The 24893-nt window shown below is 66.6% G+C and carries 22 protein-coding genes; 15 read left to right on the forward strand and 7 right to left on the reverse strand.

Features of this window, described 5'->3' with window-relative positions; genetic code table 11:
* Positions 1-37 precede the first annotated feature (37 nt).
* The 5 genes from BC102111_RS12895 to BC102111_RS12915 are packed head-to-tail and all read left to right on the forward strand — an operon-like array spanning position 38 to position 4581.
* Positions 38-340 carry a (2Fe-2S)-binding protein gene (locus tag BC102111_RS12895; protein WP_101624531.1) on the forward strand — a complete coding sequence of 101 codons (303 nt, stop codon included), beginning with the start codon at positions 38-40 and terminating at the stop codon, positions 338-340.
* Positions 337-672: a (2Fe-2S)-binding protein gene (locus tag BC102111_RS12900; RefSeq protein ID WP_101624532.1), complete on the forward strand. Its 336-nt coding sequence runs from the start codon at positions 337-339 to the stop codon at positions 670-672. Before BC102111_RS12895 ends, BC102111_RS12900 begins: the two co-directional genes overlap by 4 nt.
* Positions 669-1937 (forward strand): NAD(P)/FAD-dependent oxidoreductase, encoded by a 1269-nt coding sequence (locus BC102111_RS12905; RefSeq protein WP_101624533.1) that lies wholly within the window; start codon positions 669-671, stop codon positions 1935-1937. The genes BC102111_RS12900 and BC102111_RS12905 overlap by 4 nt, the downstream gene beginning before the upstream one ends.
* Positions 1934-3166 carry an NAD(P)/FAD-dependent oxidoreductase gene (locus tag BC102111_RS12910; protein WP_180960641.1) on the forward strand — a complete coding sequence of 411 codons (1233 nt, stop codon included), beginning with the start codon at positions 1934-1936 and terminating at the stop codon, positions 3164-3166. The genes BC102111_RS12905 and BC102111_RS12910 overlap by 4 nt, the downstream gene beginning before the upstream one ends.
* Entirely contained in the window at positions 3163-4581 is a 1419-nt protein-coding gene (locus BC102111_RS12915; protein ID WP_101624535.1) for a TRAP transporter large permease subunit, read from the forward strand. Before BC102111_RS12910 ends, BC102111_RS12915 begins: the two co-directional genes overlap by 4 nt.
* 8 nt (positions 4582-4589) lie before the next feature.
* On the opposite strand, the gene BC102111_RS12920 is transcribed toward BC102111_RS12915, so the two are convergent.
* Genes BC102111_RS12920 through BC102111_RS12930 form a run of 3 tightly spaced genes read right to left on the reverse strand, consistent with a single transcriptional unit; the run spans position 4590 to position 6854 of the window.
* Complete coding sequence (locus tag BC102111_RS12920; protein WP_101624536.1) at positions 4590-5378, reverse strand: fructosamine kinase family protein; 789 nt, start codon at positions 5376-5378, stop codon at positions 4590-4592.
* A gap of 9 nt (positions 5379-5387) precedes the next feature.
* The gene (locus BC102111_RS12925; protein ID WP_101624537.1) at positions 5388-5936 is read right to left on the reverse strand and encodes a GNAT family N-acetyltransferase; all 549 of its coding nucleotides are present in this window, start codon (positions 5934-5936) and stop codon (positions 5388-5390) included.
* 12 nt (positions 5937-5948) lie between these two features.
* Complete coding sequence (locus BC102111_RS12930) at positions 5949-6854, reverse strand: macrolide 2'-phosphotransferase (protein WP_101624538.1); 906 nt, start codon at positions 6852-6854, stop codon at positions 5949-5951.
* A 202-nt stretch (positions 6855-7056) separates the two neighbouring features.
* On the opposite strand from BC102111_RS12930, the gene BC102111_RS12935 reads away from it, so the two are divergent.
* A complete protein-coding gene (locus tag BC102111_RS12935) occupies positions 7057-8064 on the forward strand; it encodes a hypothetical protein (protein WP_101624539.1) in 1008 nt (335 codons plus the stop codon).
* A 33-nt stretch (positions 8065-8097) separates the two neighbouring features.
* Positions 8098-8244, forward strand: a complete 147-nt coding sequence (locus tag BC102111_RS17825) for a GPGG-motif small membrane protein (RefSeq protein WP_180960642.1) — start codon at positions 8098-8100, stop codon at positions 8242-8244.
* Positions 8245-8256: 12 nt separating this feature from the next.
* Here the strand turns inward: BC102111_RS17825 and BC102111_RS12940 are convergent, their stop codons facing one another.
* Positions 8257-8964, reverse strand: coding sequence for a DUF998 domain-containing protein (locus BC102111_RS12940; protein ID WP_223289842.1), 708 nt, complete (start codon positions 8962-8964; stop codon positions 8257-8259).
* A gap of 30 nt (positions 8965-8994) precedes the next feature.
* On the reverse strand, positions 8995-10845 hold the full coding sequence (locus BC102111_RS12945) for an FAD-dependent oxidoreductase (RefSeq protein ID WP_101624541.1): 1851 nt from the start codon (positions 10843-10845) through the stop codon (positions 8995-8997).
* Positions 10846-11035: 190 nt separating this feature from the next.
* Between BC102111_RS12945 and BC102111_RS12950 the strand changes: the two genes are divergently transcribed.
* From BC102111_RS12950 to BC102111_RS12970, 5 genes are all read left to right on the forward strand, one after another.
* The gene (locus BC102111_RS12950; RefSeq protein ID WP_101624542.1) at positions 11036-11725 is read left to right on the forward strand and encodes a FadR/GntR family transcriptional regulator; all 690 of its coding nucleotides are present in this window, start codon (positions 11036-11038) and stop codon (positions 11723-11725) included.
* Between the two features lie 78 nt (positions 11726-11803).
* Entirely contained in the window at positions 11804-13309 is a 1506-nt protein-coding gene (scpC, locus tag BC102111_RS12955) for a succinyl-CoA:acetate CoA-transferase ScpC (RefSeq protein WP_101624543.1), read from the forward strand.
* Positions 13310-13434: 125 nt separating this feature from the next.
* A complete protein-coding gene (locus BC102111_RS12960; RefSeq protein WP_101624544.1) occupies positions 13435-14409 on the forward strand; it encodes an alpha/beta hydrolase in 975 nt (324 codons plus the stop codon).
* A gap of 120 nt (positions 14410-14529) precedes the next feature.
* Positions 14530-15579, forward strand: coding sequence for a helix-turn-helix domain-containing protein (locus BC102111_RS12965; protein ID WP_101624545.1), 1050 nt, complete (start codon positions 14530-14532; stop codon positions 15577-15579).
* Between the two features lie 133 nt (positions 15580-15712).
* Complete coding sequence (locus tag BC102111_RS12970; protein WP_223289843.1) at positions 15713-16648, forward strand: SDR family NAD(P)-dependent oxidoreductase; 936 nt, start codon at positions 15713-15715, stop codon at positions 16646-16648.
* A gap of 4 nt (positions 16649-16652) precedes the next feature.
* Here the strand turns inward: BC102111_RS12970 and BC102111_RS12975 are convergent, their stop codons facing one another.
* Positions 16653-18026, reverse strand: coding sequence for an SLC13 family permease (locus BC102111_RS12975; RefSeq protein ID WP_009374773.1), 1374 nt, complete (start codon positions 18024-18026; stop codon positions 16653-16655).
* Between the two features lie 1387 nt (positions 18027-19413).
* Between BC102111_RS12975 and BC102111_RS12980 the strand changes: the two genes are divergently transcribed.
* Entirely contained in the window at positions 19414-21435 is a 2022-nt protein-coding gene (locus BC102111_RS12980; RefSeq protein WP_180960643.1) for an HNH endonuclease signature motif containing protein, read from the forward strand.
* Between the two features lie 225 nt (positions 21436-21660).
* On the opposite strand, the gene BC102111_RS12985 is transcribed toward BC102111_RS12980, so the two are convergent.
* Entirely contained in the window at positions 21661-22362 is a 702-nt protein-coding gene (locus tag BC102111_RS12985; protein WP_180960644.1) for an MBL fold metallo-hydrolase, read from the reverse strand.
* A 493-nt stretch (positions 22363-22855) separates the two neighbouring features.
* Here BC102111_RS12985 and BC102111_RS12990 point away from each other — a divergent pair, with 493 nt between their 5' ends.
* A complete protein-coding gene (locus BC102111_RS12990) occupies positions 22856-23476 on the forward strand; it encodes a TetR-like C-terminal domain-containing protein (protein WP_101624548.1) in 621 nt (206 codons plus the stop codon).
* A gap of 51 nt (positions 23477-23527) precedes the next feature.
* Positions 23528-24829, forward strand: coding sequence for a metal-dependent hydrolase family protein (locus BC102111_RS12995; protein ID WP_180960645.1), 1302 nt, complete (start codon positions 23528-23530; stop codon positions 24827-24829).
* Positions 24830-24893: the final 64 nt, after the last annotated feature.

The raw sequence follows: 24893 nt of genomic DNA on the forward strand, positions 1-24893 counted from the left end.
CGACATCGTCGTCAGGGTTGCAAGGAGAGGATCGACCATGGATTCCGCCGTCATCGTCTGCCGGTGTGAGGATGTCACTTTCGGCGAGATCACAGAGTGCGTCGACGAGGATGGAATCGTCGATCTCGCTGAAGCCAAGCGCCGCCTACGTCTCGGTATGGGCATGTGTCAGGGGCGAACGTGCGGCTTGCTTCTCAAACGCAGCCTTGGGACTGCGGCGAAGGGATCACTTGATCGCAGTTTCGTCGTGCGTCCGATTCTGCTGGCCGATATGGCAGCAGCGCAGAATTCGGACGAGACCTCCGCCGGCGATGGTGGATCGGGGAGAAACCGCGTATGAACCGCATCGAGGGCCACCCCGCGTTGGGAGAAGACGACCGAGAAGTCGTCGAATTCGTCGTCGACGGACGCACGGTCAGCGCGCGCGCCGGCGAAACCGTGGCGACAGCGCTGTGGGCAGACGGACAGAGGGTACTGCGCCGGAGTCGCAGGGGGATGCCAAGGGGAATGTACTGCGGGATCGGGCACTGCTGGGAATGCCGCATGATCGTCGTCGGTGATGAAGGCAGCGAGTCCGAAGTTCGCACGTGTCTGACTCCTGTCGAACCTGGTCTGAGGGTCCGGACATCATCGGTGCACGCAGCGCCCGAACGAGAACTGAACACGGAATGAAGTGCCATGTCGATGTCGCTGTCGTCGGAGGTGGACCGGCGGGTCTCGGCGCTGCAATCAGCATCAGCGAACGTACTGATTCGTCGGTGACCGTGGTCGACGAAGGGCCTATCGCCGGGGGCCGGCTTCGGGCACAACTCTATCGCCAGAACGGCAACTGGTTCATCGGCTCGAACCACGCTCGCATTCTGAGCGAACGTGCTGAGAATCTGGGCGTGAGAATTCTCTCCGGAGTACAGGTCTGGTCGGTCACCAGTCGAACTTTCCACCGCCCGTCGCCACCGAGCGAATCAGGGCCATCGATTGGCGGGAATTCTGCGCGATTCTCTCTTGGTCTGGAGGGAGGAGATGTTCTCACCTCGGACTATCTCGTCATTGCGACGGGGGCCACGGAAACCCCGATCGGCATGCAAGGATGGACGACTCCAGGAGTGCTCGCAGTCGGTGCCGTCCAATCCATGATCAACCTTCACCGAGTCCTACCCGGCGAACGCATGGCGGTCATCGGGGTCGACCCGCTCTCGTTGGCGATCGCGGATGAGCTTGCCGCTGCCGGAGTGTCGGTCTCGGGAATATATCTCCCGCCACCGACGTCACCCGACCCTGAACCTCCGCATGCAGTCATCGAACGGCTTGCCGCGCTGCGAGCGTTCGCGCCGACTCGATTGGCCGCATTGGGAATGGGCGCCCTGGCTCTGCCTCGATTCGCTGAGTTCGCCGCACGCGTCTGGCCGCACCGGGGAGTCACGATCGCCGGCCTGCCTCTACATCTGCGTGAGTGCGTGGTGGCCATCGACGGTGACGATGCAGTGACAGGCGTCCGCACCGCGACGGTCGACTCACTGGGTATGCCCAGTGGCACAGAGCGATTCTTACCGGTTGATTCGGTCTGCATCAGCGGAGGGTTGACACCGTTGCTGGATCTCACCCGCGAATGCGAACACGTCGACATCCCCGAGCTCGGAGGTCGTGTGCCGCTGGTCGGTCCCGATCTCGAGACTACAGTCGATGGACTTCATCTTGCGGGGAACGTCACGGGAGTCGAGTCCGCCGAGGTGGCGAAGAAGCAGGGGTTCCTTGCCGGTGCGGCCATTGCCCGTGACCTTCTGGGTGGGAAAGGCACTGACGACCTCGAGGAGGCCAGGTCGCAAGTCGACTCTGCGCGACGATCAGCTCCGCTCTCGTTCCTTCCCGGGATCATCGAGGGACGCCGAAGAATGAATGAGCTCTGGCAGTCCTACGCCGGTTCGGTAGTTGGGTCGTGAACACTGAAAAGTGCGACGTCGTCGTCATCGGGGCTGGTGTCATTGGCGCCTGTATCTCGTGGCGACTCGCACAAGCGGGTCTACGCGTGACGATGATCGACGCGTCGGCTCCGGGTGCCGGCGCGTCGGGTTCGTGCGACAAGGCGATATTCCTTCAATCCAAGCGTCCCGGAGTGCCGATGCATCTTGCCCGGGAATCCCGGAGCATGTACGCGACACTTGCTGACGAGCTCGACGCCGATATCGACTTCCATCCAAGCGGCGGCATGGTGGCAATCGAAACCGGAGCGCACAGAGCCTTCATGGAGACCTTCATCAGCGCACAGCGGGCAGCTGGAATCCGTGTCGAACTGCTTGACGGTGACAGCGCCAGACAACGGCAGCCAGAGCTTGCTCCTCATGTCCTCGGCGCAAGCTACAGTCCTGATGATGCAGAAGTCGACCCGCTGGCGCTCAATGCCGCATTGGTTGACGCCGCTGTTCGTGCTGGCGTGCACGTTCGGCGCCACTGCGAGTTCCTCGCGATCACGCGCCGAGGTGATCGCATCGAATCGGTGGAGACATCGACTGGGTCGATCACCTGCAGGCTGGTCATCAACTCCGCGGGACCGTATGCCGGTGTCGTCGGTGACAGAGCCGGTGTGCGCACGCCGATCCGGCCAAGGCGCGGCACCATTCTCATCTCCGAACCGCAGCCGAAGATGGTCGCGGGCAATCTGCTCTGCGCCCAGTACGTCGCTTCAAAACACCTCGGGGCTCTGCCCGGAGGGACCGAACCGCGACATGGCATCGGACTCTCTCTCGGTCAGACTGCGTCGGGAACTCTGCTCATCGGAGGCAGCCGTGAATTCGCGGGCTTCGACAAACGTCCCTCGTTGGATGTTCTCGCACATATCGCGTCTCACGCGTCCAGGATCGTTCCGGCCTTGAAAGACGTTCGGATCATCCGCGCGATGACCGGTCTGCGCCCCTACACAGGAGACGGGCTTCCGATCATCGGCCGAGCACCTGAGGTGGAAGGGTGGATCACTGCGGCCGGCCACGAAGGCGATGGCATCGCTCTCGCACCGATCACCGGAGTCCTCGTTCGCGACCTTGTCACCGGCGAACGAACGACCGGCGACTTCCTACCGCACCTGTCTGGTGACAGGGACACTCTTCCCGCGCCTCCGATGGCGGAGGCTCCAAGCGCCGGTTCGGCACCAACAACACGGAGACATACGTCATGATGATCGTCATAGGATCCCTTGTGGTGCTGTTCGCCATCGCTCTGATCAAAAAGACCCCGTTTGTAGGTGGAAACATCCCTGCGGCCCTTGTCGGAGGAGGACTCGCTGCCGCATTGCTCTCCGGAATGGCCCCCATCGACTATCTCACGGCAACTGTTGACGGTCTCGACAAACTGGCGTGGGTGATCGCGCTCAGCATCTTCGGCAGCATCTACGCCGAGACTCAGGTCCGCATCGGTGCCATGACGACCACCATGCAGTTCCTTCAACTCGTATTCGGGAAGTCTCCCCGGGGACTGATCGCAGCGACGTTCGTCACACTCACACTCGCCGGATCTCTGCTCGGAGACGCAATCGCCGCTGCCACAGTGATCGGGTTCCTTGTCATCCATGCACTTGCGCAGATGAAGCTGTCTCCCGTGCAGATCGGCATGATCATCCTCCTCGGAGCTTCGCTTGGATCGCTTATGCCGCCGATCAGCCAGGCAGTCTATCTTTCAGCTTCCCTCGTCGATACGAACCCCGACCCAGTCACCCTCATCTCCTACATCACGGTGACGATCGGACTCGTCCTCGCGATTGTCGAGTCGTTCCGGTTCGTAAGCAGGCGCCGACTGGAACGTCTTGAGACTAGCGAGGACGTATTGTTCAGCGGACACGACGGAGGGGCGCTCACCGAAAAGCGCGAGGGCAGTCGCGTCAGTCAGCTCCGGTCGTTGATTCGGAAAAGGTGGGCGAGCATGATGCCGTTGGCAGTGCTCGTCGTCATCGTGCTGCTGCGTACGGCATTGGGCTTTGACGTCTTCGCTGAGATTCCAGGTGTTCGTGAAATGACGGCATGGATGGCTACGGTGCCGATCCTCAACGGCATCGCTTTCCCCGTGGTGCTTGCGATCATCGTGGCCACTGTTGTCGCGTTATTCTATCCTGCGGTACGCAGTGCTCCGGCAGCGACGATCAGCGCCGGCCTAAAGAACGTCCGACAGACCGTCGTCATCCAACTCTGCGCGGCGTTCCTCGTCGGTTGCTTCTATGCCAGTGGGGCCGTCGACACTGTTGCCCGACTCGCGGAGAACGTCGCAAGCTCTGGCGTCGCGGTGATCAGCACGATCGCGCTCATGGTCCTCGGAATGCTGGTGGGATCACAGACGGCGGCACAGACCATTGTGGTGCCCTTCGCTGCGCCCATCCTGGAAAACGCGGGCGTCGACCCGACGAATATCGCGGTCGGAATGAGTCATATCGCAGCTGCATCGCAGAACCTTCCGCCAGTCGGTCTCACTGCCTTCGTCATCTGTGGGCTCGTCGGCGCCACATTGAAAACGAAGGTCGATCCGATCAAAGTCATGGTCCTGGCATTGCCGAACTCTCTCTATTTCATATTCCTGGGTCTCCTCTTCCTGTTGCTCAGCTGACCGCTGCCTCACGACCCCAACGCTGTTGCACGGTCGGTGATCGCGCGGGCAGCACTCAACGTCTGACCGAGGAAGCCGCGGCCGAAGAGCCTGACATGGGCGAGCAGAGCGAAGAGGTTGTGGGCCGGAAGGTCCGCGCGCCACGATTCGGGCATCGGATGGACTGTTTCGTACCCGGCGAAGATCTCGTCGAGGAACGGAGAGCCGAAGAGCGCGAGCATCGCGAGATCCTCGAGGCGGTGCCCACCGTGGGCCGCCGGGTCGATGAGCGTCCCGCCGGCTGGAGTCCACATGAGGTTGCCCGACCAGAGGTCGCCATGGACTCGAGAGGGGGATTCCGTGCCGGAGCCGGCGATGCCGTCGAAGGCTCCTGTCCCGACTGCTGTGATCGCCGAGGCGACCGTGGCGTTCTCCTCGGGCGTGAGCTCAGCGGCGATGTCGTCGGCCACCGGCTGCAGGCGCTGGGCGACCCAGAAGTCGGAGAACGACGACGTCGGCTCCACCGACACCTCGAAGGGGGAGTCCAGGGGTCCGAACCATGCGGGTTCCGCCGGCGCCCATCCGAAAGCCGGTGCTCCGGAGTCGTGGAGCTGGGCGAGCCGGCGGCCGAACTCCGCGGCATCATCGGGACTCGGCGGCACCGAACCGAGGCGTTCGAGCCGGAGGAATCCCTCGCCGACGTCGATGACGTCGACGACGGGAATGACCCCGGATGCGGAGAGCCACTTCAGGCAGGCCGCCTCGGCGGCGAAGAACCCGTGAGGGGCACCTGAGCGCTGTTTGAGGAAATCACTCATGGCCCCAGGCTAACGGCCACGGTCCTGCTGGCCCGGACAGAGATCCATGCTCCACCAGATCGAATCGCCGTGGACCGTGTCGGGGGTGCGAACGCTGCTGTCGACGAACCCGACCTTCTCCAGCACGCGGAACGATGGGGCGTTCCACTCGCGAACCGATGCCCACAGTCGGGCCGTCCCCGCTGCTCGCGCCACCTGTACGATCGCGTGGGCCGCCTCGGTCGCATAGCCGAGTCCCTGGAACTCGGCGGCGATCTCGAAGGCGATCTCAGGCTCTGCCCTGGATGCCCCTCCGATCACGGTGCCGCAGTAACCGACGAACTCGGCCGTCGCACGCGTCTCGAGCGCCATGAGCCCGAGCGTCGAGTCTTCGGTCTCGCTGCCTCGGTCGGCGAGTGACTCGGCGAGCTCGGCCACCGTCGGATGTCCCCGGTCGTCGAGGCGACGCCGTGCGGGGACTCGCGGATCACGTTCCGACCACAGGCGCCGAACGACGGCTGCGTCGCCGGGTACCAGTCGCCGCAGGCGCAGACGAGCGGTGAGCAGTTCCTCGGCCATCGACGCTATCCCTCATCCTCTCGGCCCGGTGCCCAACTGCTCCCGCGCCGCCGCCAGATGTTCCTCATCGTCCGTCTCGAGCGCGAAGAGTCCGAGGTCGACGGCCGCCGTCGAGAACAGGTGCGCGCAGTGTTCGGCGAGCTTCGGCCACACCTTCCCGCCGTTCTCGACGTAGCGGTCGACCGTGAGGTCGAAGGCCTCCGGCGACACGCTGGCCTGGTGGAAGGCGAAATCGCGGGCGGGGTCGCCGACGGCCGCCGTCGTCCAATCGAGGAGTCCGAGGATCGTCGGGCCCTCCATGACCTGGTGTGCGGGATAGATCTCACCGTGAGTCACGGTCGTCCACGTCGGCCAGTACCGGTCGTCGGCGAGCCATGCCCTCCACCTGTCGAGGAGTTCTGGCGAGACCTCGAACTCCGCGGCGACGGCGGCGATCTCCTCGCGTTTGCGCGCCCTCACCTCCGCGGGGGATTCGATGGGGATGCCGGAATCGGCCACGATCTCCTCATCGACGGCGTGGAGTTCGGCGAGGACGTCGCCGAGGGAGCGTGCATAGTCCGCGGATTCGAGGTCGAAATGCCATCGAGGCTGTCCCGAGTCATCGATTGACAGCCCCGGAGAACCCGGGAGCAGGGGATAGGCGATGAGGTCGTCGGTGTGGATCTTCCAATCCGGGACCGAGAAGCTCAGCTCAGGGCCGATGGCAGCGAGCAGGCGTCCTTCGACGCGGGCGCGGTCGGCGGCATCCGAACGGCGGGGGATCCGCATCACCCACGAACGGCCGTCGGCCGCCTCGGCGATGGCGACACGGAAGTCGAGGCCGAGTTCGCTGACGACGATCGTCGACGGGTCGATCTCGAGGCCGTGGGCGGCGGCCAGGTCGCTGATGGGGATGGTGGGGGCGGGGCTGGGGTGCATCCCACCACTGTCGCCGACCCGCGACACGAAGTACAGCAGACTGGCGGAAAGATGCCTGGCTGTGACGAAGTTGTGTCATACGGCAAGACATATTCGCAAATACGCTTGCCGGTATGGAGGTGCCGTGCAACGATGAGAGGAGCACCGATGTAGTAGTCGAGCCGGCCGAAGAGGGTCGACCGCACTGAAAGGAATTGGGCGCATGAATGGATCCACAATCCTCTGGATCGTCGTCGCAGCTGTCGTCGTCATCGTCGCCATCATCGTCATCGTCGCGGTGAGCCGGAAGGCGGCGGCGAAGAAGCGCGAAGCTCAGCGTCAGGAGGCAGCGCAGATCCGCCAGAATGTCGCCGAGTCCAGCCCGCGCACCGAGGCCTACGAAGCTGAAGCCGGAACCGCCCGCTCCCGCGCAGATCAGGCATACGCGGAGGCCGAGGCGAAGGCGGCGGAGGCCCGTCAGCGCGAAGCCGAGGCACAGGAGGCCGCGGCAAAGGCCGAGCAGTACGACGTCTCGGCCAGCCACCTCGAACAGTCCGCAGAGAAGTCGCGGCTCGAGCAGGAGCGCGACCTCCGCCGCGCCGACGAGCTCGACCCCGATGTCGATGAGCGCACAGGAGAGCGCAGGACCGACCGCGACGCCGACGCTCGCGACCGGAACGTCGATGACCGCGATCAGGACGGTCGCAATCTCAATGACCGAGACGGACGCGGCTGGGACGACCAGAGCACCCGTGACCGCGACGGACGCGGCTGGGACGATCGTGATCAGGACGGCCGCGACGGACGCGGCTGGGGCGACCGCGATCAGGACGGCCGCGGCGTCGGATCTGCCGGTGTGAGCGATCGCGACGACCAGTACGACCGCGACGCGGGCGGTGCCGGCAGGTACGACCGCAACGCAGGTTACGGCAGCACCGACGGCCTCGCCGCCGACGGCGTCGATGGTCGTGATCCCCGCGGAGCACAGGGCGTCGGCTCCGATCGCTACGACGGCCGCGACCCGCGCGGCGCCGACCCGTACGAGTCGAACCGATACTCCGGTGATCAGGACGCCGACCGCCGGTTCGCCCCGAATCAGGGCGATGTCAACGGGAACTACGACCCCAACCAGGGCGACCCGAACGCGGTCGACCCGACCCGTCCGCGCCGGCTCGACCCGAATCAGCCTGACGACTTCGACGGCCGCAACCCGAATGCCCCCAGGCACTGAGACCCCCAACCACCCCAACGAAAGGAAGTCATCATGCTCGCCACCATCCTCTGGATCATCGCCGCGATCCTCGTCATCTCAGGAATCTTCGCCATCTTCAGGAAGCAGATCCTCTGGGGTGTCGTCCTCATCGTCGTCGGACTCCTCGTCGGACCGGGCGGGGTGAGCATCTTCGCCTAGCCGGTCCTCCGCTCACGGCGCCCCGATTCCCCTCGGATCGGGGCGCCGTGCTGTGAGCGCGACACCGATGAGCAGCTCCCACGCGATTATCGCGTAGAACCCGATCCGCTCCCACACCCCGTCGGCGAGGATCGTGCCCGCCACCGCCCTGACGTCGACCTCGAGCATGACGATCCCGAGGAATCCGACGACTCCGAGCACGATGCTCACCGCGCCGAGGCGGACGTCGGTGGAGGTCCGCCCGCGACGGCGGAGAAGTGCTGCGCCGGCGACGATCACCGCTGCCTGACCGCCGAGAAGCGCGAGCCCGGCGCCGAGGAGGTGGACCCACCCGAGCCCGGCCGCGATGGTCGCCTGACCGCCATGGACGGCGGCGATGACGACCATCCCGAGCCCATGGACGAGCGCGAAGACGACGAACACACGACCCAGCGGCTGTCGGGAACTGCGGACGGCGAGCACCGCCCCGAGCGCGAAGAGCACGCCCTGGACGACGAAGGCGAGCGTCATCACCGGCCAGAGCGGGGAGTCGATGCGACGACCAGCGAGGACCTCGACATCGGGGACGCCGAGGTCGCTGACGTAGTTGACCGCGTACGAATAGTCGGGGAACGCCGACGCTGCGGCCGCCTCGGCGAGGAGATAGACCAGACCCGCCCCCGCCCAGCAGATTCCGGCGATCCGCAGTCGGCGTTCCGGCACAAGGAGACTTTCCCTCATGCCGACCATGGTAGACCTGCCGGCGCGTCCCTATCGTGTGGCTGCGGCCAGAGTCTCCGGATCCGCCGAGGCGTCCGGACGACCGCGCCCTGTCGCCGTCATCATCGCCGTCCGCAGGGCTGAGGTCGGGTCCGCGGGGCGGACCGGGCAGTTCCACGCGATGATCCGGTCGGGTCGGACGAGGAGGGCGCCGGAGTCCGTGAGGTCGCTGATCGCCGCCCACCGGTGGAGGACGTCGTTGCACTCCCCGCCCATGCTCACCTGCGCGGTGCGCAGGGCGACCCCGAGCTCGCCGGCGACCGTCTCGGCAGCCTCCGCCCAGCCGGCGTCGTCGTGGCCGGTGATGAGCGTCCACCCGCCGGAGCCGACGAGGTCGAGCGTCGAGAGCCGCTGCCGGTCGCGATCGACCCAGGCGTGGGGCAGCGGCGACCCGGGTCGGGTCGAGGGTACGTGGTCGAGGTCAGGGTCGGGTGCTGCGGCTGAGAAACGAGCCCCCGCCGAGGCGGTCGTTGGCTCGGAGTCGGACCGGCCCCGTTCCTCGTCGCCGGGTTCGGCGGGCACGATGCCATCGGAGACGTAGTGCTGGCCGAGTTCGATGCCGAGGGCGTTGAACTGGTAGTTCTGCAGTTCGACGGCTTCGATGAGCTCGCGGCGCCGAGCCGGGTCGTCGAAGAGTCCGTTGAGGCTGGCCCACCCCTCCTCGGCGGTCTGACCCGGGGCGAAGCCGAGCGCCTGCGCGATCGGTCCCATGTCGACGACGCTCTTCATCGCCCGGTCGACGACGCGCCGCCCGACCGGCTGACGCTCCTGGCTGTACGTCTCGAGCAGTCCCACCTCGGCCTCCCCGCGCAGCACCGCCGAGAGCTTCCACCCGAGGTTGTACGCGTCCTGGATCGAGGTGTTCGTTCCCAGGCCGTTGGCCGGCGGGTGCCGGTGGGCGGCGTCGCCGGCGAGGAAGGCCCGGCCCTTCCGGTACTCGTCGGCGACGACGTGGTTGATCTGCCACTTCGAGACCTGCTTGATGCTCACCTCGACCTCGGGGTCGCCGATCGTCGACTGGGCGAGCGAGACGAGCGCCTCGTCGCTCGTGTCAGGTTCGCCCTCGGCGGGGTCGTACATGCACAGGAGGACCCACTCGGTGAAGGGCCTGACGTTGATCCACGTCCCCGAGCCCACCCAGTAGTCGTTGCCCGGCTGCGCCATCCAGTAGAGGGTGCCGGGCCGGTAGTCGCAGTACTGCGTGAGGTCGGCGTCGAGCCAGATATTCAGCGCCGCGCCGAGCCCCGACTCGCCGGTGAAGGAGAAGTCGAACTCCTCGGCGACCGTCGAGCGACCGCCGTCGGCGCCGACGATGTACTGCGCGAGGATGAGCGACTCCTCCCCGGTGTCGCGGTTGCGCACGGTCGCCTCGACGCCCTCGGGCGTCTCGACCGCGGAGACGAGCTCCGTGGAGAACCGCAGGTCGGCCCCGAAACTGCGGGCCGCCTCGGCGATGACGGGTTCGAGGATGTGCTGAGGGATGTTGCACATCGCGCTGGGACTGGCGATCTCGTAGTCACCCGAGCGGGCGCTGCCGGTGCCCCACGTCTCGAGACGGGCGATCTCCTGCCCGGCGAAGCTCGTCGCCCAGACGTTGTTGCGCATGAACGCGTTCGGGGTGGCCACGGCGATGACGTCGTCCTCGATGCCGAGATCGCGGAAGACCTCCATCGTGCGCTGGTTGGTGATGTGCGCCCGAGGCGAGTGCGCGGTCGTCGGATAGCGGGTGATGGTGATCGCGTCGATGCCGTCGCGGGCGAGGATCGCCGCGAGCGTGAGTCCGGTCGGGCCGGCCCCGACGACGAGGACATCGGTGCGGGAGGGAGCGGGAGGAGGGGTCATTGCTCGTTCTCCTTCGGACGAGAATGCGGACGGGGCGACCGCCTCGGCGAGGGCGGGACACCGTCGCGCCAATTCGGTATAATTAATCATGATGAATTTGTGGCTTCAAGAGTGCCCGGTCAGGGACCGTGATGTCAAGCACGTCGGGTAACCTCGTGCCAGGCACTGTCGAGCAGAGGGGAGAAGGACAATGACGAGCGAGACCAGAGCCCTGACGACCTCGCCGGTGGACAGGGCCGTCGCGCTGGTCTCGGACCGCGCGAGTCGCCTCGAGCCGGGACAGCGACTGGGGACGAAGGGCGCCCTCCAGGTCGAGTGCGGCGTCTCGAAGGGGACATTCAACGAGGCCCTGCGCCTGCTCCAGCATCGGGGGATCATCACCCTGCGCCCCGGGCCCGGAGGCGGACTCTTCGCCGCCGAGCCGACGCCGATGGCCAGGCTGGGCAACTCGCTGCTCGCCCTCGACGCGGACTCGACGACGGTCGAGGACGCGATGCGGGTGCGCGACTCGCTCGAACCGCTGCTCGCCTCCGACGCCGTCGACCACGGCTCGCTCAAGGACGTCCGGGACCTCTGGGAGCGCATCGAGCACATGCGCGCCGCCGTCGAGGCCGAGGACGCCCACCGGTTCCTCGAGGCGAACTGGGCGCTGCATCGGCGCATCGCCGAGATCACCCCGAACCAGCTGCTGCGCTCGATCTACCTCAACCTCATGGCGATCATCGACGACCACACGCTCGACGTCCTGCCCGTCGCGGACACTCCGCTCGAATCCTTCATCGCCGAGCGCCTGCAGCTGCACATCGACATCGTCGAGGCCATCGAGGCCCGTGACCGTGATCGGACCGCCGAGCTCATGCGGGTGCACGCGGGAGGCTGAGCGCCACCGCACCGAGCGCACCGGTCCTGACCGGGGCTGACGGCGGACCGGAACACACCCCTCGATAGACTGGCTGGCATGTCGAGGATCTCCTGTCCGACCCTCTCCCCACGGGTCGTCACCGCCGCCGAGGCGGCCACGCACATCACCGACGGCGACCGCGTCGCCATGAGCGGCTTCACCGGCTCCGGCTACCCCAAGGCGGTCCCGGGCGCGCTCGCCGAGCATGCGCGGGCCGAACACGACGCCGGTAGGGACTTCCGCATCGAACTGTGGACCGGGGCGTCGACGGCTCCGGAGCTCGACGGGGTCCTCGCCGAGGCGGGGGCCGTGAGCAAGCGCCTTCCCTTCCAATCCGATCCGGAGATGCGGCGGTCGATCAACGACGGGAACACCGAGTACATCGACACCCACCTCAGCCATTCCGCGCAGCAGGCGTGGTTCGGCTTCTACGGCAACCTCGACGTCGCCGTCGTCGAGGTCGCGGCGATCCTGCCCGGTGGACTGCTCGTGCCCGGCAGCTCTGTGGGCAATTCGAAGTCGTGGCTCGACCTCGCCGACAAGGTCATCCTCGAGGTCAACTCGTGGCACCCGCGCGCGTACGAGGGCTTCCATGACGTCTACTACGGCACGCGGCGACCGCCCGAGCGTCTGCCGATCCAGCTCCTCGAGCCGATGCAGCGCATCGGCGACCCCTACCTGCGGGTCGACCCGGCCAAGGTCGTCGCCGTCGTCGAGACGCACAGCCCCGACCGGAACCTGCCGTTCAAACCCGTCGACGAGGACTCGAAGGCGATCGCCGCCCACCTCGTCGACTTCCTCCGCCACGAGATCCGCGCCGACCGTCTCCCGCCGTCCCTGCTGCCCCTGCAGTCGGGGGTTGGAAATGTCGCCAACGCCGTTATGGCCGATCTCGCCGACAGCGAGTTCGAGGGGATGCGCGCCTACACCGAGGTGATCCAGGACGGCATGCTCGACCTCATCGACTCCGGCAAGCTCACCTCGGTCTCGGCGACGGCGTTCTCGCTGTCTGCCGAGCGGGCGGCGGACTTCAACGCGAACATCGAGGCGTACAAGGGGCGGATCCTCCTGCGCACCCAGGAGATGTCGAACCATCCCGAAGCCGTCCGCCGCCTCGGCGTGGTGGCGATCAACGGGATGGTCGAGGCCGACATCTACGGCAACGTCAACTCGACCCACGTCATGGGGTCGTCGATCATCAACGGCATCGGCGGGTCCGGCGACTTCGCCCGGAACTCCTACCTCAACTTCTTCGTCTCGAACTCGCTGGCCAAGGGCGGGGCGATCTCCTCGATCGTGCCCTTCGCCAGCCACATCGACCACACCGAGCACGACACGCAGATCCTCGTCACCGAGCAGGGACTCGCGGATCTGCGCGGCATCTCCCCGGTGGCCAGGGCGAGGCGGATCATCGCCAACTGCGCCCATCCGGACTACCGCGACCGGCTCGAGGACTACCTCGAGCGGGCGATCGCAGCGAACCCACACGGGAGGCACACGCCGCACGTCCTCGGCGAGGCGCTGTCGTGGCACGAGAGGTTCCAGGCGACCGGGCACATGTGAGCGGTCGGTCCGACCGCGCGAACGGCGGGTCCGGAACACATGAATTCGGCGCATTCGGCGGTTCCGGCAGCCGCCTCGGCGAGGAGACGATGGAGACGTCACCACGAACTCCCCGAGGAGGAGCCATGACTCTCACCCGACCGCCCCATGATCCGGAGCTCGGTGCCGCACTTGATGTGCTGCTCGAGACCCTGCCGCCCGGCGACATGACGATGGAGACCGTCATCGCGATGCGCGACGAAAACGGCAGCCCGCTGCCGGCCATCGAACCCGAGGCGCTCGAGTCGATGGGCATCGTCCGGACCGACCTCACCATCCCCGTCTCCGACGGCGGCGAGGCGAAGGCGACGATCCTCAAGCGCACCGACCACGCCGACACCGGACCCGGCATCTACTACGTCCACGGCGGTGGGATGGTCTCCGGACATCGTCTGCTCGGCGTCGACGTCTGCCTGCCGTGGATCGTCGACCATGACGCGGTCGTCCTCACCGTCGACTACCGTCTCGCCCCCGAATTCCCCGACCCCTATCCCGTCGAGGATGCCTATGCGGGGCTGGTCTGGATGGCCGAGCACGCAGACGAGATCGGCGTCGACCCGGCGTCGATCCTCATCGCGGGAGCGAGCGCCGGCGGTGGGATCGCCGCCGGCACCGCGCTGCTCGCCCGTGACCGGCAGGGGCCAGCGCTCATCGGGCAGCTCCTCGTGTGTCCGATGCTCGATGACCGTGACCGCACCGTCTCCTCCGCCCAGATCACCGAGGGAACGACGTGGTCGCGGGGGAGCAACCGCTTCGGCTGGTCGAACCTGCTCGGGGAGCGCGCCGGCACCGATGACGTCTCGATCTACGCCGCGCCCGCCCGGGCCGAGGACCTCACCGGACTGCCTGCGACCTTCATCGACTGCGGCGCCGCCGAGGTCTTCCGGGACGAGGACGTCGCCTACGCCGCGAAGCTGTGGGAGGCCGGCGTCGACGCGGAGCTGCACGTGTGGGCCGGCGGATTCCACGGCTTCGACATGCTCGCCCCCTATGCCGCGGTCAGCCGCGCGGCGATCGCCGCTCGGGATTCCTGGGTTGAGCGCGTCATCGGGCAGCGGTGAGGCGGGGTGTCGGCGCGGATTCCGGCGCGGCGGTGAGCCGCGGCGTTGAGCCTCGGTCTGTGCCGGGCGTTGAGCCCGGCGTCGCCGAGTCCTAACATGAGGTAACCGAAGGGAGGGGACATGCGCGATCTGCTCGGAAAGCTCACCTCCCTCGACCCTGATGTGCGGGAGTCGCTGCGGGTCGTCGGGTACTTCGATGCCCTCACCTCGCGTGGGGTCGGCCTCGGCGGACTGCTGCGCGCCGCCGCCGTCCTCGCCGGCGTGCCCGCCGCGGCCGAGATCCGAGGGAAGGTCACCGCGTACGATCCCGATGGTCATCGCCTCGCCGAGGCGGCCGATGAGAACCTCGGATCCCTCGTCGAGTTCCGCCTCGGTTCGGTCTGGCTCGAGCGGGCCGGGAAGGGGAACGCGAGCGACGCGATGATCACCGAGCGGCTCGCCCTCGCGATCGAAGCGCTCGACTCCGGGCAGGGATCGACCCGTGAGGTCGAAGTGGTCGTCGACGGGGAGCGGACCCAGGCGGAGAGGATGACCGCGCTCGTTCGCCTCGGCATTGACCCGACCGACTCCGTGCGCGTCATCGTCAGCGATGACGAGCTCGGACCCGAATCGCGGTGGACGGCGCCGACGGCGACCCCGTCGGGCATCCTCCACACGACGCTCGAGGTCAGCCGCGGCGGCGAACGCACCGCCGGGCGGGCGACCGAGGTGGGCACGGAAGCCGGGCCCACCTCGGCGCCGGGGGCTTCCCGTTCATCCGCGGGCGCACAGTCACGGGTCGGCATCGGCACATGGGTGCGTGCCGACCGCGCACCGGAGTCGTGGGAGGCTGCGCTCGTTGCGCACCGCCTCCTCGGCGAGGGACCGGAGCACATTCTCGATGCGACCGACCTCGGGGGCATGCTCCTCCTCGCCCGCGCCTACGATCCCACCGATCCGCATCCCGATGTCATCGCACTCACCGAACTCGACGACCTCACCGCCGAGATCCTGCGCACGCTTGTCGACGCCGAGAGCATCCGCGCTGCGGCGGCGACGCTCGGCATGCACCATTCGACCGTGCAGGCCAGGCACGAGAGCCTCACCGCGCGCCTCGGCTACGACCCGCGGTCGACGGCGGGGCGGTTGCGGTACATGTGCGCGGAATTCCTCCGCCGCCTCGGCGGGTGAGCGGCTCATCCGCGCATGAGCAGCACGACCATCTGAGGACCACGACCTCGGCGGCATTCGCCGTCTGAGCACCACCACCTCGGCGACATTCGTCGCCTGAGGATCACCACCGATGCAGAGAGCAGGCACAGTCATGCCCGAAATCCCAGCAGAAACCGAAGCTCCGGCACAATCCGGACATGGGACGCACGCAGACGAATGGCCCCGCGGGGAGGTCGCCTTCGTCACGGGCGCCGCCTCGGGGATCGGACTCGGGATCGCCCGAGCCCTGGTCAGAGCCGGTGCACGCGTCGCCCTCGCCGATATCGACGACGCCCGATTGGACGCGGCCGCCGAGGAGCTGCGCAATGCGGGCGGGGTCGTCACGACGGTCCGGTTCGACGTCAGCGGCCCCGAGGGCTGGGAGGCGGCAGCAGTCGCGGCGGAGGCCGAGCTCGGTCCGGTGTCGATCCTGTGCGGCAATGCCGGCGTCAACGGCGGCAGCTCGGCGGAGAACACGACCTTCGAGATGTGGAGGTGGGTCCAGTCGATCAATGTCGATGCGCAGTTCCTCGGAGCTACGACCTTCCTGTCGCGCTTCCGCCGCCTCGGCAGGCGGGCGCACATCCTCAACACCGCGTCCATGGCGGGGATCATCCCGATGCCCGATGTCTCGGCGTATGCGGCGTCGAAGTTCGCGAGCGTCGGATTCTCCATGTCGCTGCGCGCCGACCTCGAGGGTACGGACATCGGGGTTTCCGTGCTCTGTCCCGGAACCGTTGCGACGCGCATCGCGGAGTCTGCGGCGGTGCAGCAGGCGCAGCGGCTCGGTGTCGGGGCCGACGCTCGGGCGGTCGAGGCCAACACGCGGATGCTCTCGGGCGGGGCCGACCCCGACGCCGTGGGGCGGCAGGTCGTCGAGGCGATGGCGGACGGACAGTTCCTCATCGTCACGCACAAGGAGTTCCTGCCCATCGTGCGCCGCCTGCACCACGAGATCGAGGCCGCGTTCGAGGACTTCGACGGTCGTCACGGCTCCGATGCGGCTGCGGCCCTTCTCGTCCAGGGTGGGAACCCGGTGAGCACGTGAGCCCTCAGGCGCCCAACCACGTCGGCACCGCGGCGATGAGCCACGCGAGGCCGGGGCCGAGGAGGCACATAAGGCCTGCGTAGCCGATCATCTGCCGGTAGTAGCGGTCGCGGATCGACGAGTGGACGTTCGCGAGGAGCATGGCGCCGTTCGTAGAGAACGGGCTGATGTCGACGATCGTCGACGCGATCGCCAGGGCTGCGACGAATCCGCCGGCGTGGATGTCTCCGGATTCGAGCAGAGGTACTGCCAGGGCGATGACGACGCCGATGATCGCCAGCGATGATGCCAGCGCGGAGACGAACCCGGCCAGGTAGAAGAGGAGTAGCGCGGCGAGCAGGGGGATCCCGATCGCCGAGATCCCAGTCGACACCCACTCGACGGTGCCCGCCGCCTGGAGCACGCCGATGTAGGTGAGCACACCGCAGATGAGGATGACGACCGGCCACGACACCTTCGACATCGCCGCTTTGCCGGCCGTCGGGTTGATTGCGGCAAGCACGATCGAGATCGTGATCGTGACCAGTCCGACATCCCATCCGAAGAGAAGCACCGCCAGGGTCATCGCAATGAGTCCGATGAGCGTGGGCACCTGGCGCGGGGTGAGCCGCACTTTCCGTTCCGTCGCCCTCGCCGAGGTGGTCGCCCGGGTGATCGCGGCGTCCCGTTCTGCCGGATCCTCGCCGGAGGTGCCGATTGCTGCGGGCCTGCGTTGGGAAGCTCGTTGTCCGTCAGCGAGGGCCTTGTCCGCGTGGGCGCGGGCTTCGTCCGCGTCGGCGCGGAGGCCCGGACGATGCCTGAGGGCGAGATAGACGACGAGAGCGAAGACCGAGTTGAATACGAACGGTGCGAGGAAGAGTGTGAGCGGGGCGGGTGTCAGGCCGTTCTTGGCGAGGTAGTCGTTGATGAAGATGCCGTAGACGCTGATGGGGGAGAAGGCGCCTGCAAGTGCGCCGTGGACGACCAGGAGACCGACCATGAACTGGTTCATCCTCTGGCGTCTGGCGAAGTCGAGGGCGAGCGGGGCGATGATGGCGACGGCGAAGAGTGCGCCGAGCGCGATGAGGACCGCGGTGAGGAGGAAGAAGATCCATGGCATCAGCGCGGTTCGACCCCCGACGAGTCTCACGCACCAGTTGACGATGACCTCGATGACGCCGTTGTTCTGGGCGAAGCCGAAGAGATAGGTCAAGCCGACGAGCGTGAGGAAGAGATCGACGGGAAACCCGGCGAGGAACTCCTCCGGTGCCTGATCGAGGAGCAGTCCTCCGACGCCGGCTGCCGCGATGAAACCGAGCAGTCCCATGTTGATGTCACGCCACGTTCCGATGATGAACATCAGACCGAGGACGATGACGCAGACGAGTTCGACGCTCATTGCCGTTCCTTTGCGTTGTGTCGGCCCTTTGCCTTGTGTCGGCCGTGCGCCGGGATGCGGCGCAGCGGTGCACGCTTTTCGGTCGAGAGCTGCACGTGCGCCGAGGGCGGCATCGCCGGCGGGCACACATCCGCAGAGCGGTCTCGACCGAACCTGCTTGTTCGAGACTAGCCGCGCACCGCGACCACCTGCGCCTGAGTCTCATCACCGGCGTGTTCCGGTTTGCCGCCGGCCGTGACTATTCTGTGGTCCGCCGGCGCCGACCCTGCCGCTCGGACTGCCGCGGTCGACCCCGACTATCCCCCTCGGCACGCCGCGGCCGACACTCGTCCGGCGGTTCACTGCGCCTCGGTTTCACTCGACATTCACGTTGCGCCCGACGCGCCGATTCCGTGTCAGTGCTGACTGCAACAATGGGTGACATGGAACAACAGTAGGGATCCGATGGAGTGAAAATACTTGAGAGTATTTCGCAATCAGGTATTCACATACTCTATTCGAATCAGTTATTATTGACGTACTAGATAGTTCGATGCGACCAACACTTCTCGACAATGGCGTCCGAGGCAGGTGAACCACCGTGAAAGGCATCCCGACAGGAAACGGGCAGTCTGCGAACAGCGCAGCGGCCTCACCTCGTGATGCCCGCGTCGGCAGCGGACCTGCCGGTGGTGACGAGGGCGCGGAGCACGGCTCGCACACCCGTTTTCAGACGACCGTCCGCCTCGATTCGAGCTCGAGTGCGCTCGCTGTGATCTCAGCGGAATCGGACCAGGTGCAGCTCAAGGTCCTCGAAGCGACCGCCGGTCTGACCCTTGAACGAGCTGTCCGTGCGTGGGGCAACGCCGTTCCCGACGGTGACTCGCCGTTCCGGATCGCGACCATCGCCGCCTCTGTCGCGTGCAGTCTCGAGCGTGACGGCCGCGGCGAGAGTGACAATGAGGATAGCGGTCAGGAAGACGGCAGCGTCGACGAAGGCATCGTCGGACCCGCGGCCATCGATCAGGGTGCTGACGGCGACGGTATCGACGGCGTGGGCAAACTTACCTCCCCACGCGATTCCCAGGGCGAGCCTGCTGCAGGTGACCTTCGCAATTCGACTGTCGACGCTGTGTCGACGTCCACCTTGTCGTCGAACCGCTTAGCCTCCTCATCGGACGGCGCTGCTTCCTCGTCGTTGGGCCGTCCCGTTTCACCGAGTTCGTCCGAATCTCGCCGTGACCCTTTCGGCCCCTGCGCGGACCCCGAATGTCTGGTGTGTACAGGTAAGGCCTCCCCGCCTGCGGCATCCACCGAGCTTGTCATCATCCGTCAGTCGCCGACCGAGTTGCTCTCATTCGATGCCGACTTCAGCGCACAGTGGTCGCTGCTCGCAACGATGCAGTCAGTGTCGACTGAGAGCGCGGCCGATGAGGCGCATGATGGTCGAGAATCGGACCGTCCTGGCGCGTCGGCGATTACTGACGCGGACGCCGAATGCGAGAGCGACGGTGAAGCCGAGACCGACAGTGATCGCCTCGACTTCCCGGACTTCGGCCTCGACACGGACATGTCGGTCTGGATCAGCGACAACGTGCCCGCCGAGGATGTCGCTGAGACCGCCTCGATCCTCGGCCTCTCGATCGCCAAGACCTACCGTCACTTGGGCATCGCGATGACGATCATCCACGGACTGCCGCGTTTCGCCGATCGCGTCCGGGCAGGCGAGTTCACGATGGCCCATGTCCAGGCGGCTGCCGATCTCTGCCGAACCGTCGCGTTCCGGTATCTTCCACGGATCGACGAACATCTCGCCGAACGACGCGCAGACGTGACCTGCGACCGGCTGCGCACGGCGCTGCGCAAATTCATCACAGTGCTCCAGCCGGCCGAGGACCGGTCGAAGACGGCCGCCGAACGCCGCCGCGTCGACTTCCAGGCTTACAAGAACGGATCGGCGTGCCTGTCACTCATCGGTCCCACGGATGAGCTCTACGCCTGCTACCGACGAGTCGAAGCAATGGCGCGGGCAGTGCGAGCACGTCGTGGGGCTGCATTCGACCTGCCACCTGGTGTGGAGATCGCCGATGAGCGTTCGATCCAGGCTCTCGAGTACGACATCCTGTCCCGGCCTCAGCCCAGACTCTGCATCCGAGTGCGATCGATCGATCCGGTCACCGGGGTGCAAACCGAACGCGAAGAGCCGCTCCTCGACGACAAGGGAAATCTGCTCTTCGACATCGACCCCGACGGAGCCATCGTCATGCACGACGGGCAGGTGGCCGCCACCGGCGCCGGAGGCGATGGGAGCCTCCGCGCCGCCGCATCTGGCGTCGCTGGGGATGCGGTCGGAACTGACGACTCCCGGCGGGGGAGCGCATTCTCAGCCTCCCCGCTCAACGGTTCGCGGATCATCGACAGCAGGGTCGTCATCGCGATGCCCACGCATCACTGGTGGCTCTACTGGCAGGCCGGCGTGGTCGTCACCGTTCCGTTCCTCACCGTCTGCGGTGAGTCGGATCTTCCGGGCGTTCTCCCCGAAGGATCGCCGATTCCGGCTGAGACCGCTCGACGTATCGCCGGCTACAGCTCGACGATGACGAGGATCCTCACCGATCCCGCCACCGGCACTCCACTTGATGCGAAAGCGACGACGTACCGGATTCCGAACAACGTCCGCAGGACACTCATCTCCAAATGGGCAGTCTGCTCCGTTCCCGGGTGCACTCGCAAAGCGGTCACCTCGGAGATCGATCACATCATTCCGTTCTTCCACCTCGATCCGCTCAAAGGCGGGCTGACGAGGTTCGGCAACCTCCACCCACTGTGCAAACGCCACCACGCCATCAAGACGGCCGACCGGTTCCGCGTGCGCATGCTCGACACGGGAACCGTCGAATACGAGTTCCGACACGGAGTCACAACCCGATCCCGGGCACCTGACCAGCCGATTGATGTCGCCCACGCGCTGGAATTCAGCGAACTGTGCTGCCTCAGCCCCGGAGAAGTTCCGATCCCCGAACATCTGATTCCACCAGCCAAGGACACGGTCGAGGTCCCACCTGATGAGGACGCCGTGCGTGAACGGGATGACGCGATCCGTCGTGCTGAAGAGGCGGCGGAGCGTGACCGGCTCCTTGCAGAGAGCATCGCGCGATCAATCGACGCTCGACGACGGAAGAGGCTGTTGGACTGCTTCGACTGGCCGAATGTCACTCACCAGGCGTGCCTGCCGCCGGGAACGGATCCGGTGACGATGAAGAGACTGATGCCGGGGAAACGGGAATCGGCATACTCCATCTGGCGGCGGAGGGACGAGGCCGGAGACGAGTGGACGGAGCCGCTCGACCAGTTCTGGGAAAGCTCGCGAGCATGGACGGCGACCTGCGTGCAATGGGATCACGACGAAGACGACCCGCCGCCGTTCTGATACCTCGGGGGACCGGGCTGGGCGACCGGCCTCGACCGCATCACAGCCCATCGATACTCAATTCAGGCCATCAAACCTCGGCTCTGGCCATCAGACCTCGCCTTTGGCTGTCGGGTCTCGACTCTCGCTGTCGATGTTCGCCTCAGATCACCGAGACTCACATCGTGCACGGCAGGGCAGCTCCATTTACGGCAGAACAGTGCCGCTCACGGCAGGTCATCGAAGTTACGTCAGATGATCGAACTCCCCGGAGAGCCACCTGGCGTACCGGTCCGCCGATGACTGCACTGCATCGTACGCGCCGGCCGGGATGGTCTGCCCGAAGTTGCCGTACATCCTGTCGAAGTCGAGATCGGCCACCGAGGCGGCGATCCTCCTGACGACCGCGCCGGAGAGCGGAAGGTAGTTGGGGAAGCTCCGCATGAATGTCACCCACCCCGATCGCGCGACTGGGCCGATCGAATCGCCGCTGAGCATCACTCCGTGGCCGTCGTGACCGGGCCACAATGCGATTGCGCTGCCGGGGAAATGACCGCCGACTCTGCGCAGCAGGATCTCCGGGAGGGGAGTGGCATCGGCGTCGAAGTAGGTCATCGCCGGGCCATGCCGCTGTACCCACTCCGAATCTGCCTCGCAGACATAGACCGGGGCATCGTCGAACGCCGCACTCCATGCCAGCTGCATGCCGAACATGTGCGGATGACTCGGTGCGATCGCGGCGATCCCACCGAGTTCCCGAATCGCTGAGACCGCCTCGTCGTCGATGAAGGGCGGAACGTCGAAGAGCAGATTGCCCTGGTCGGTCGCAGCCAGATAGCACGTCTGGCCGATGGCCAAACGGGGCTCGACCCGCAAAGCATGAAGCCCCGGTTCGCGTTCGGTGATGACAACCGTGTGGCCCTCGGCGGCGAGCTGCGATCGGCTCACCCATTCCTGCCCCGATGACGGCACCCATTGCCGTTCGTCATCGCAGATCGGGCATATCGGCGGGGGAGTGGGGCCGGTCTCCACGCCACAGTTGCGGCAGATCAGGACATCAGCGAGGCGGTGGTTGTCGCCTCCGGAATGGCCGCTGACTCCGTCCTGTCGGCTCCCGGCATCGCTGTGACGGCGCCCCTCACCGCTGCGATGACGTCTGGCATCGTCTCGACGAAAGGAGCGGTCGGCTCTGCTGCCGTTGGCGCTGTTCGGGGGAGTCGTCATCGTTATCCTTTCTCGCAACCCAGCCTACGACCTCTCCGCTTCGAGTCGACGGGAACTCAGGCAGCCGACGTCTGGAAATTCGTCAGCGTTGGGGAGCTTGTCGGCGTTTCGAGGCCTGCCCAGAGTCTTGAAGCCAGTCGGCTTCTGGGAATCTGCCACCGTCTCAAAACGAAACGCTGTGTTGCGTAAAGCGACGTGGACGTGAGAGGCTCCGACCATGACGCAGCCCACAACGAAGGGGCGGCCGCTCGACGCCGAGCTCACTGCCAGAGTGCTCGCCGCCGTGCGCGCGGAAGTCGAGGCGAACGGGCTGACAAACCTGCGCATCGAGCAGCTTGCCTCGACACTCGGGTGCGGCAAGACCGCGATCTACCGGCGCTGGCCGACCAAGCCCGAGCTCGTCGCCGCAGCGATCCTTGAGACGTTCGACCTCGGCGAGCAACCAGATACGGGAGACGTCGTCGAGGACCTCGTCGCCCACGCGTGGCAGAACGTCGAGAACGTCCGCCGCTCACACGATGCCCGCGCCCGCGGCAACGGTCTCCTGCTCGCGATGTTCGACATGGACGTCATCCCGCTCATCTCGGAGGGCTTCATGGAGCGACGACACGCGATGGGCACGGCGATCCTCGACCGCGCCGTCGATCGCGGGGAGATCGGCCCCGACCTCGATCACGATCTCATCCTCGACGCTCTCGCCGGTATCACCCTCTTCCGGCTGACGCTCCGTCCCGACAGACCACAGGGCACCGATGCCGAGATCCAGGACACCTACCGCACGCTCGTGAGGTCGCTCGTCGGAGCCACCGGCGCGCGGGCCCGGACCACCGACCCCTGACCATCACGACTCGACCTGCGATCACGAATGCACGACCGACGAAAGGACACCATGGCCGCGGCACTCGTCCCACCCATTGTTCCTGGTGACGACCGACTCCTCCTGCGCGGAGCCACCCTCATCGACGGGACCGGGGGTCCGCCGCTTCCCGACGCCGAGCTCGAGATCGCCGACGGGCGCATCGTCTACGCCGGTCCGCGCCGGGCCGACGACGAGCAGCGGCCTCCAGCCGCACGCATCGTCGACCTCACGGGCAGGACGATCCTGCCCGGCTTCATCGACGCCCACGTCCACCTCGGGCTCTCGATCGAGGACCAGGCGGCCGATGCCGCCCGCTTCGATTCCGAACGCACCCTGCGCACCGCGCTCAACGCCCGCCGGACGCTCATGGCGGGAGTGACGACGGCGCGCGACCTCGGCGGCATCGACCGCGGAATGCGCGATGCGATCAGCGCCGGGCTCATCCACGGGCCCCGTCTGCACATCGCCGTCTCAGCGCTCTCACCCACCGGCGGGCACACCGACTTCACCCTGCCCAACGGACGCGAAGTCCCGATGCCGATGCCCGTCCACCCGATCATCGACACCGACGACGACGTCCGCCGCACCGTACGCCTCCTCATCCGCGGGGGTGCCGATGCCATCAAGGTGTGCACGACGGGCGGCGTCTCGAGCCCCTCGGACACTCCCGACGACCTCGGCGTCCCCGAGGAGCATGTCCGCCTCATCGTCGCCGAGACCGCCAAACGCGCGGGTCAGCCGGTGGCCGCTCACGCTCAAGGCCCGGAGGGGATCAAGGCGGCGATCCGCGGGGGAGTGCGTTCGGTCGAACACGGCTACGGCATCGACGACGAGGGCATCGACCTCATGCTCGAACACGGGACCTTCCTCGTCCCGACCCTGAGCAGCGCACTGCGCGTGCCCGACCCCGCCCTGGTGCCCGGCTACCTGTACGAGAAGAAGGTGACCTGGTCGGCGATCGCCCGGGAACGCCTCGCCGCCGCCTTCGCCGCCGGCGTCCGCGTGGCACTCGGCACCGACTCCGGTGTCTGCCCCCACGGTGAGAACCTCCGCGAACCCGTCCACGCCGTCGAACTCGGTCTCACTCCGATGGAGGCGATCGTCGCTGGCACGAAGAACGCGGCCGCGCTGCTCCGCCTCGACGACGACCTCGGCACAGTGGAGTCGGGCAAGCTCGCCGACCTCCTCGTCGTCGACTTCGATCCGGTCACGGACATCACCCCGCTCGCCGATCCTGACAACGTCACCGCCATCGTCCAGGGTGGTGCCGTCGTCAAGGACAGCGCCGGGTGGTTCGGCGACGAACCTTCCCGCCCGCTCCTCGCCGGATGACCGACGCACCCCGCCGACCGGCACCGAACAACCCGATGACCACCCACATCACCGCAGAAGGGAC

Source organism: Brevibacterium casei CIP 102111 (assembly GCF_900169275.1).
Lineage (GTDB): Bacteria > Actinomycetota > Actinomycetes > Actinomycetales > Brevibacteriaceae > Brevibacterium > Brevibacterium casei.

Coding starts and splice junctions, on each gene's coding strand:
- BC102111_RS12895 (WP_101624531.1), top strand. CDS start 38: ATGGATTCCGCCGTCATCGTCTGCCGGTGTGAGGATGTCACTTTCGGC.
- BC102111_RS12900 (WP_101624532.1), top strand. CDS start 337: ATGAACCGCATCGAGGGCCACCCCGCGTTGGGAGAAGACGACCGAGAA.
- BC102111_RS12905 (WP_101624533.1), top strand. CDS start 669: ATGAAGTGCCATGTCGATGTCGCTGTCGTCGGAGGTGGACCGGCGGGT.
- BC102111_RS12915 (WP_101624535.1), top strand. CDS start 3,163: ATGATGATCGTCATAGGATCCCTTGTGGTGCTGTTCGCCATCGCTCTG.
- BC102111_RS12920 (WP_101624536.1), bottom strand. CDS start 5,378: ATGAGTGATTTCCTCAAACAGCGCTCAGGTGCCCCTCACGGGTTCTTC.
- BC102111_RS12925 (WP_101624537.1), bottom strand. CDS start 5,936: ATGGCCGAGGAACTGCTCACCGCTCGTCTGCGCCTGCGGCGACTGGTA.
- BC102111_RS12930 (WP_101624538.1), bottom strand. CDS start 6,854: ATGCACCCCAGCCCCGCCCCCACCATCCCCATCAGCGACCTGGCCGCC.
- BC102111_RS12935 (WP_101624539.1), top strand. CDS start 7,057: ATGAATGGATCCACAATCCTCTGGATCGTCGTCGCAGCTGTCGTCGTC.
- BC102111_RS17825 (WP_180960642.1), top strand. CDS start 8,098: ATGCTCGCCACCATCCTCTGGATCATCGCCGCGATCCTCGTCATCTCA.
- BC102111_RS12940 (WP_223289842.1), bottom strand. CDS start 8,964: ATGAGGGAAAGTCTCCTTGTGCCGGAACGCCGACTGCGGATCGCCGGA.
- BC102111_RS12945 (WP_101624541.1), bottom strand. CDS start 10,845: ATGACCCCTCCTCCCGCTCCCTCCCGCACCGATGTCCTCGTCGTCGGG.
- BC102111_RS12950 (WP_101624542.1), top strand. CDS start 11,036: ATGACGAGCGAGACCAGAGCCCTGACGACCTCGCCGGTGGACAGGGCC.
- scpC (WP_101624543.1), top strand. CDS start 11,804: ATGTCGAGGATCTCCTGTCCGACCCTCTCCCCACGGGTCGTCACCGCC.
- BC102111_RS12960 (WP_101624544.1), top strand. CDS start 13,435: ATGACTCTCACCCGACCGCCCCATGATCCGGAGCTCGGTGCCGCACTT.
- BC102111_RS12965 (WP_101624545.1), top strand. CDS start 14,530: ATGCGCGATCTGCTCGGAAAGCTCACCTCCCTCGACCCTGATGTGCGG.
- BC102111_RS12970 (WP_223289843.1), top strand. CDS start 15,713: ATGCCCGAAATCCCAGCAGAAACCGAAGCTCCGGCACAATCCGGACAT.
- BC102111_RS12975 (WP_009374773.1), bottom strand. CDS start 18,026: ATGAGCGTCGAACTCGTCTGCGTCATCGTCCTCGGTCTGATGTTCATC.
- BC102111_RS12990 (WP_101624548.1), top strand. CDS start 22,856: ATGACGCAGCCCACAACGAAGGGGCGGCCGCTCGACGCCGAGCTCACT.
- BC102111_RS12995 (WP_180960645.1), top strand. CDS start 23,528: ATGGCCGCGGCACTCGTCCCACCCATTGTTCCTGGTGACGACCGACTC.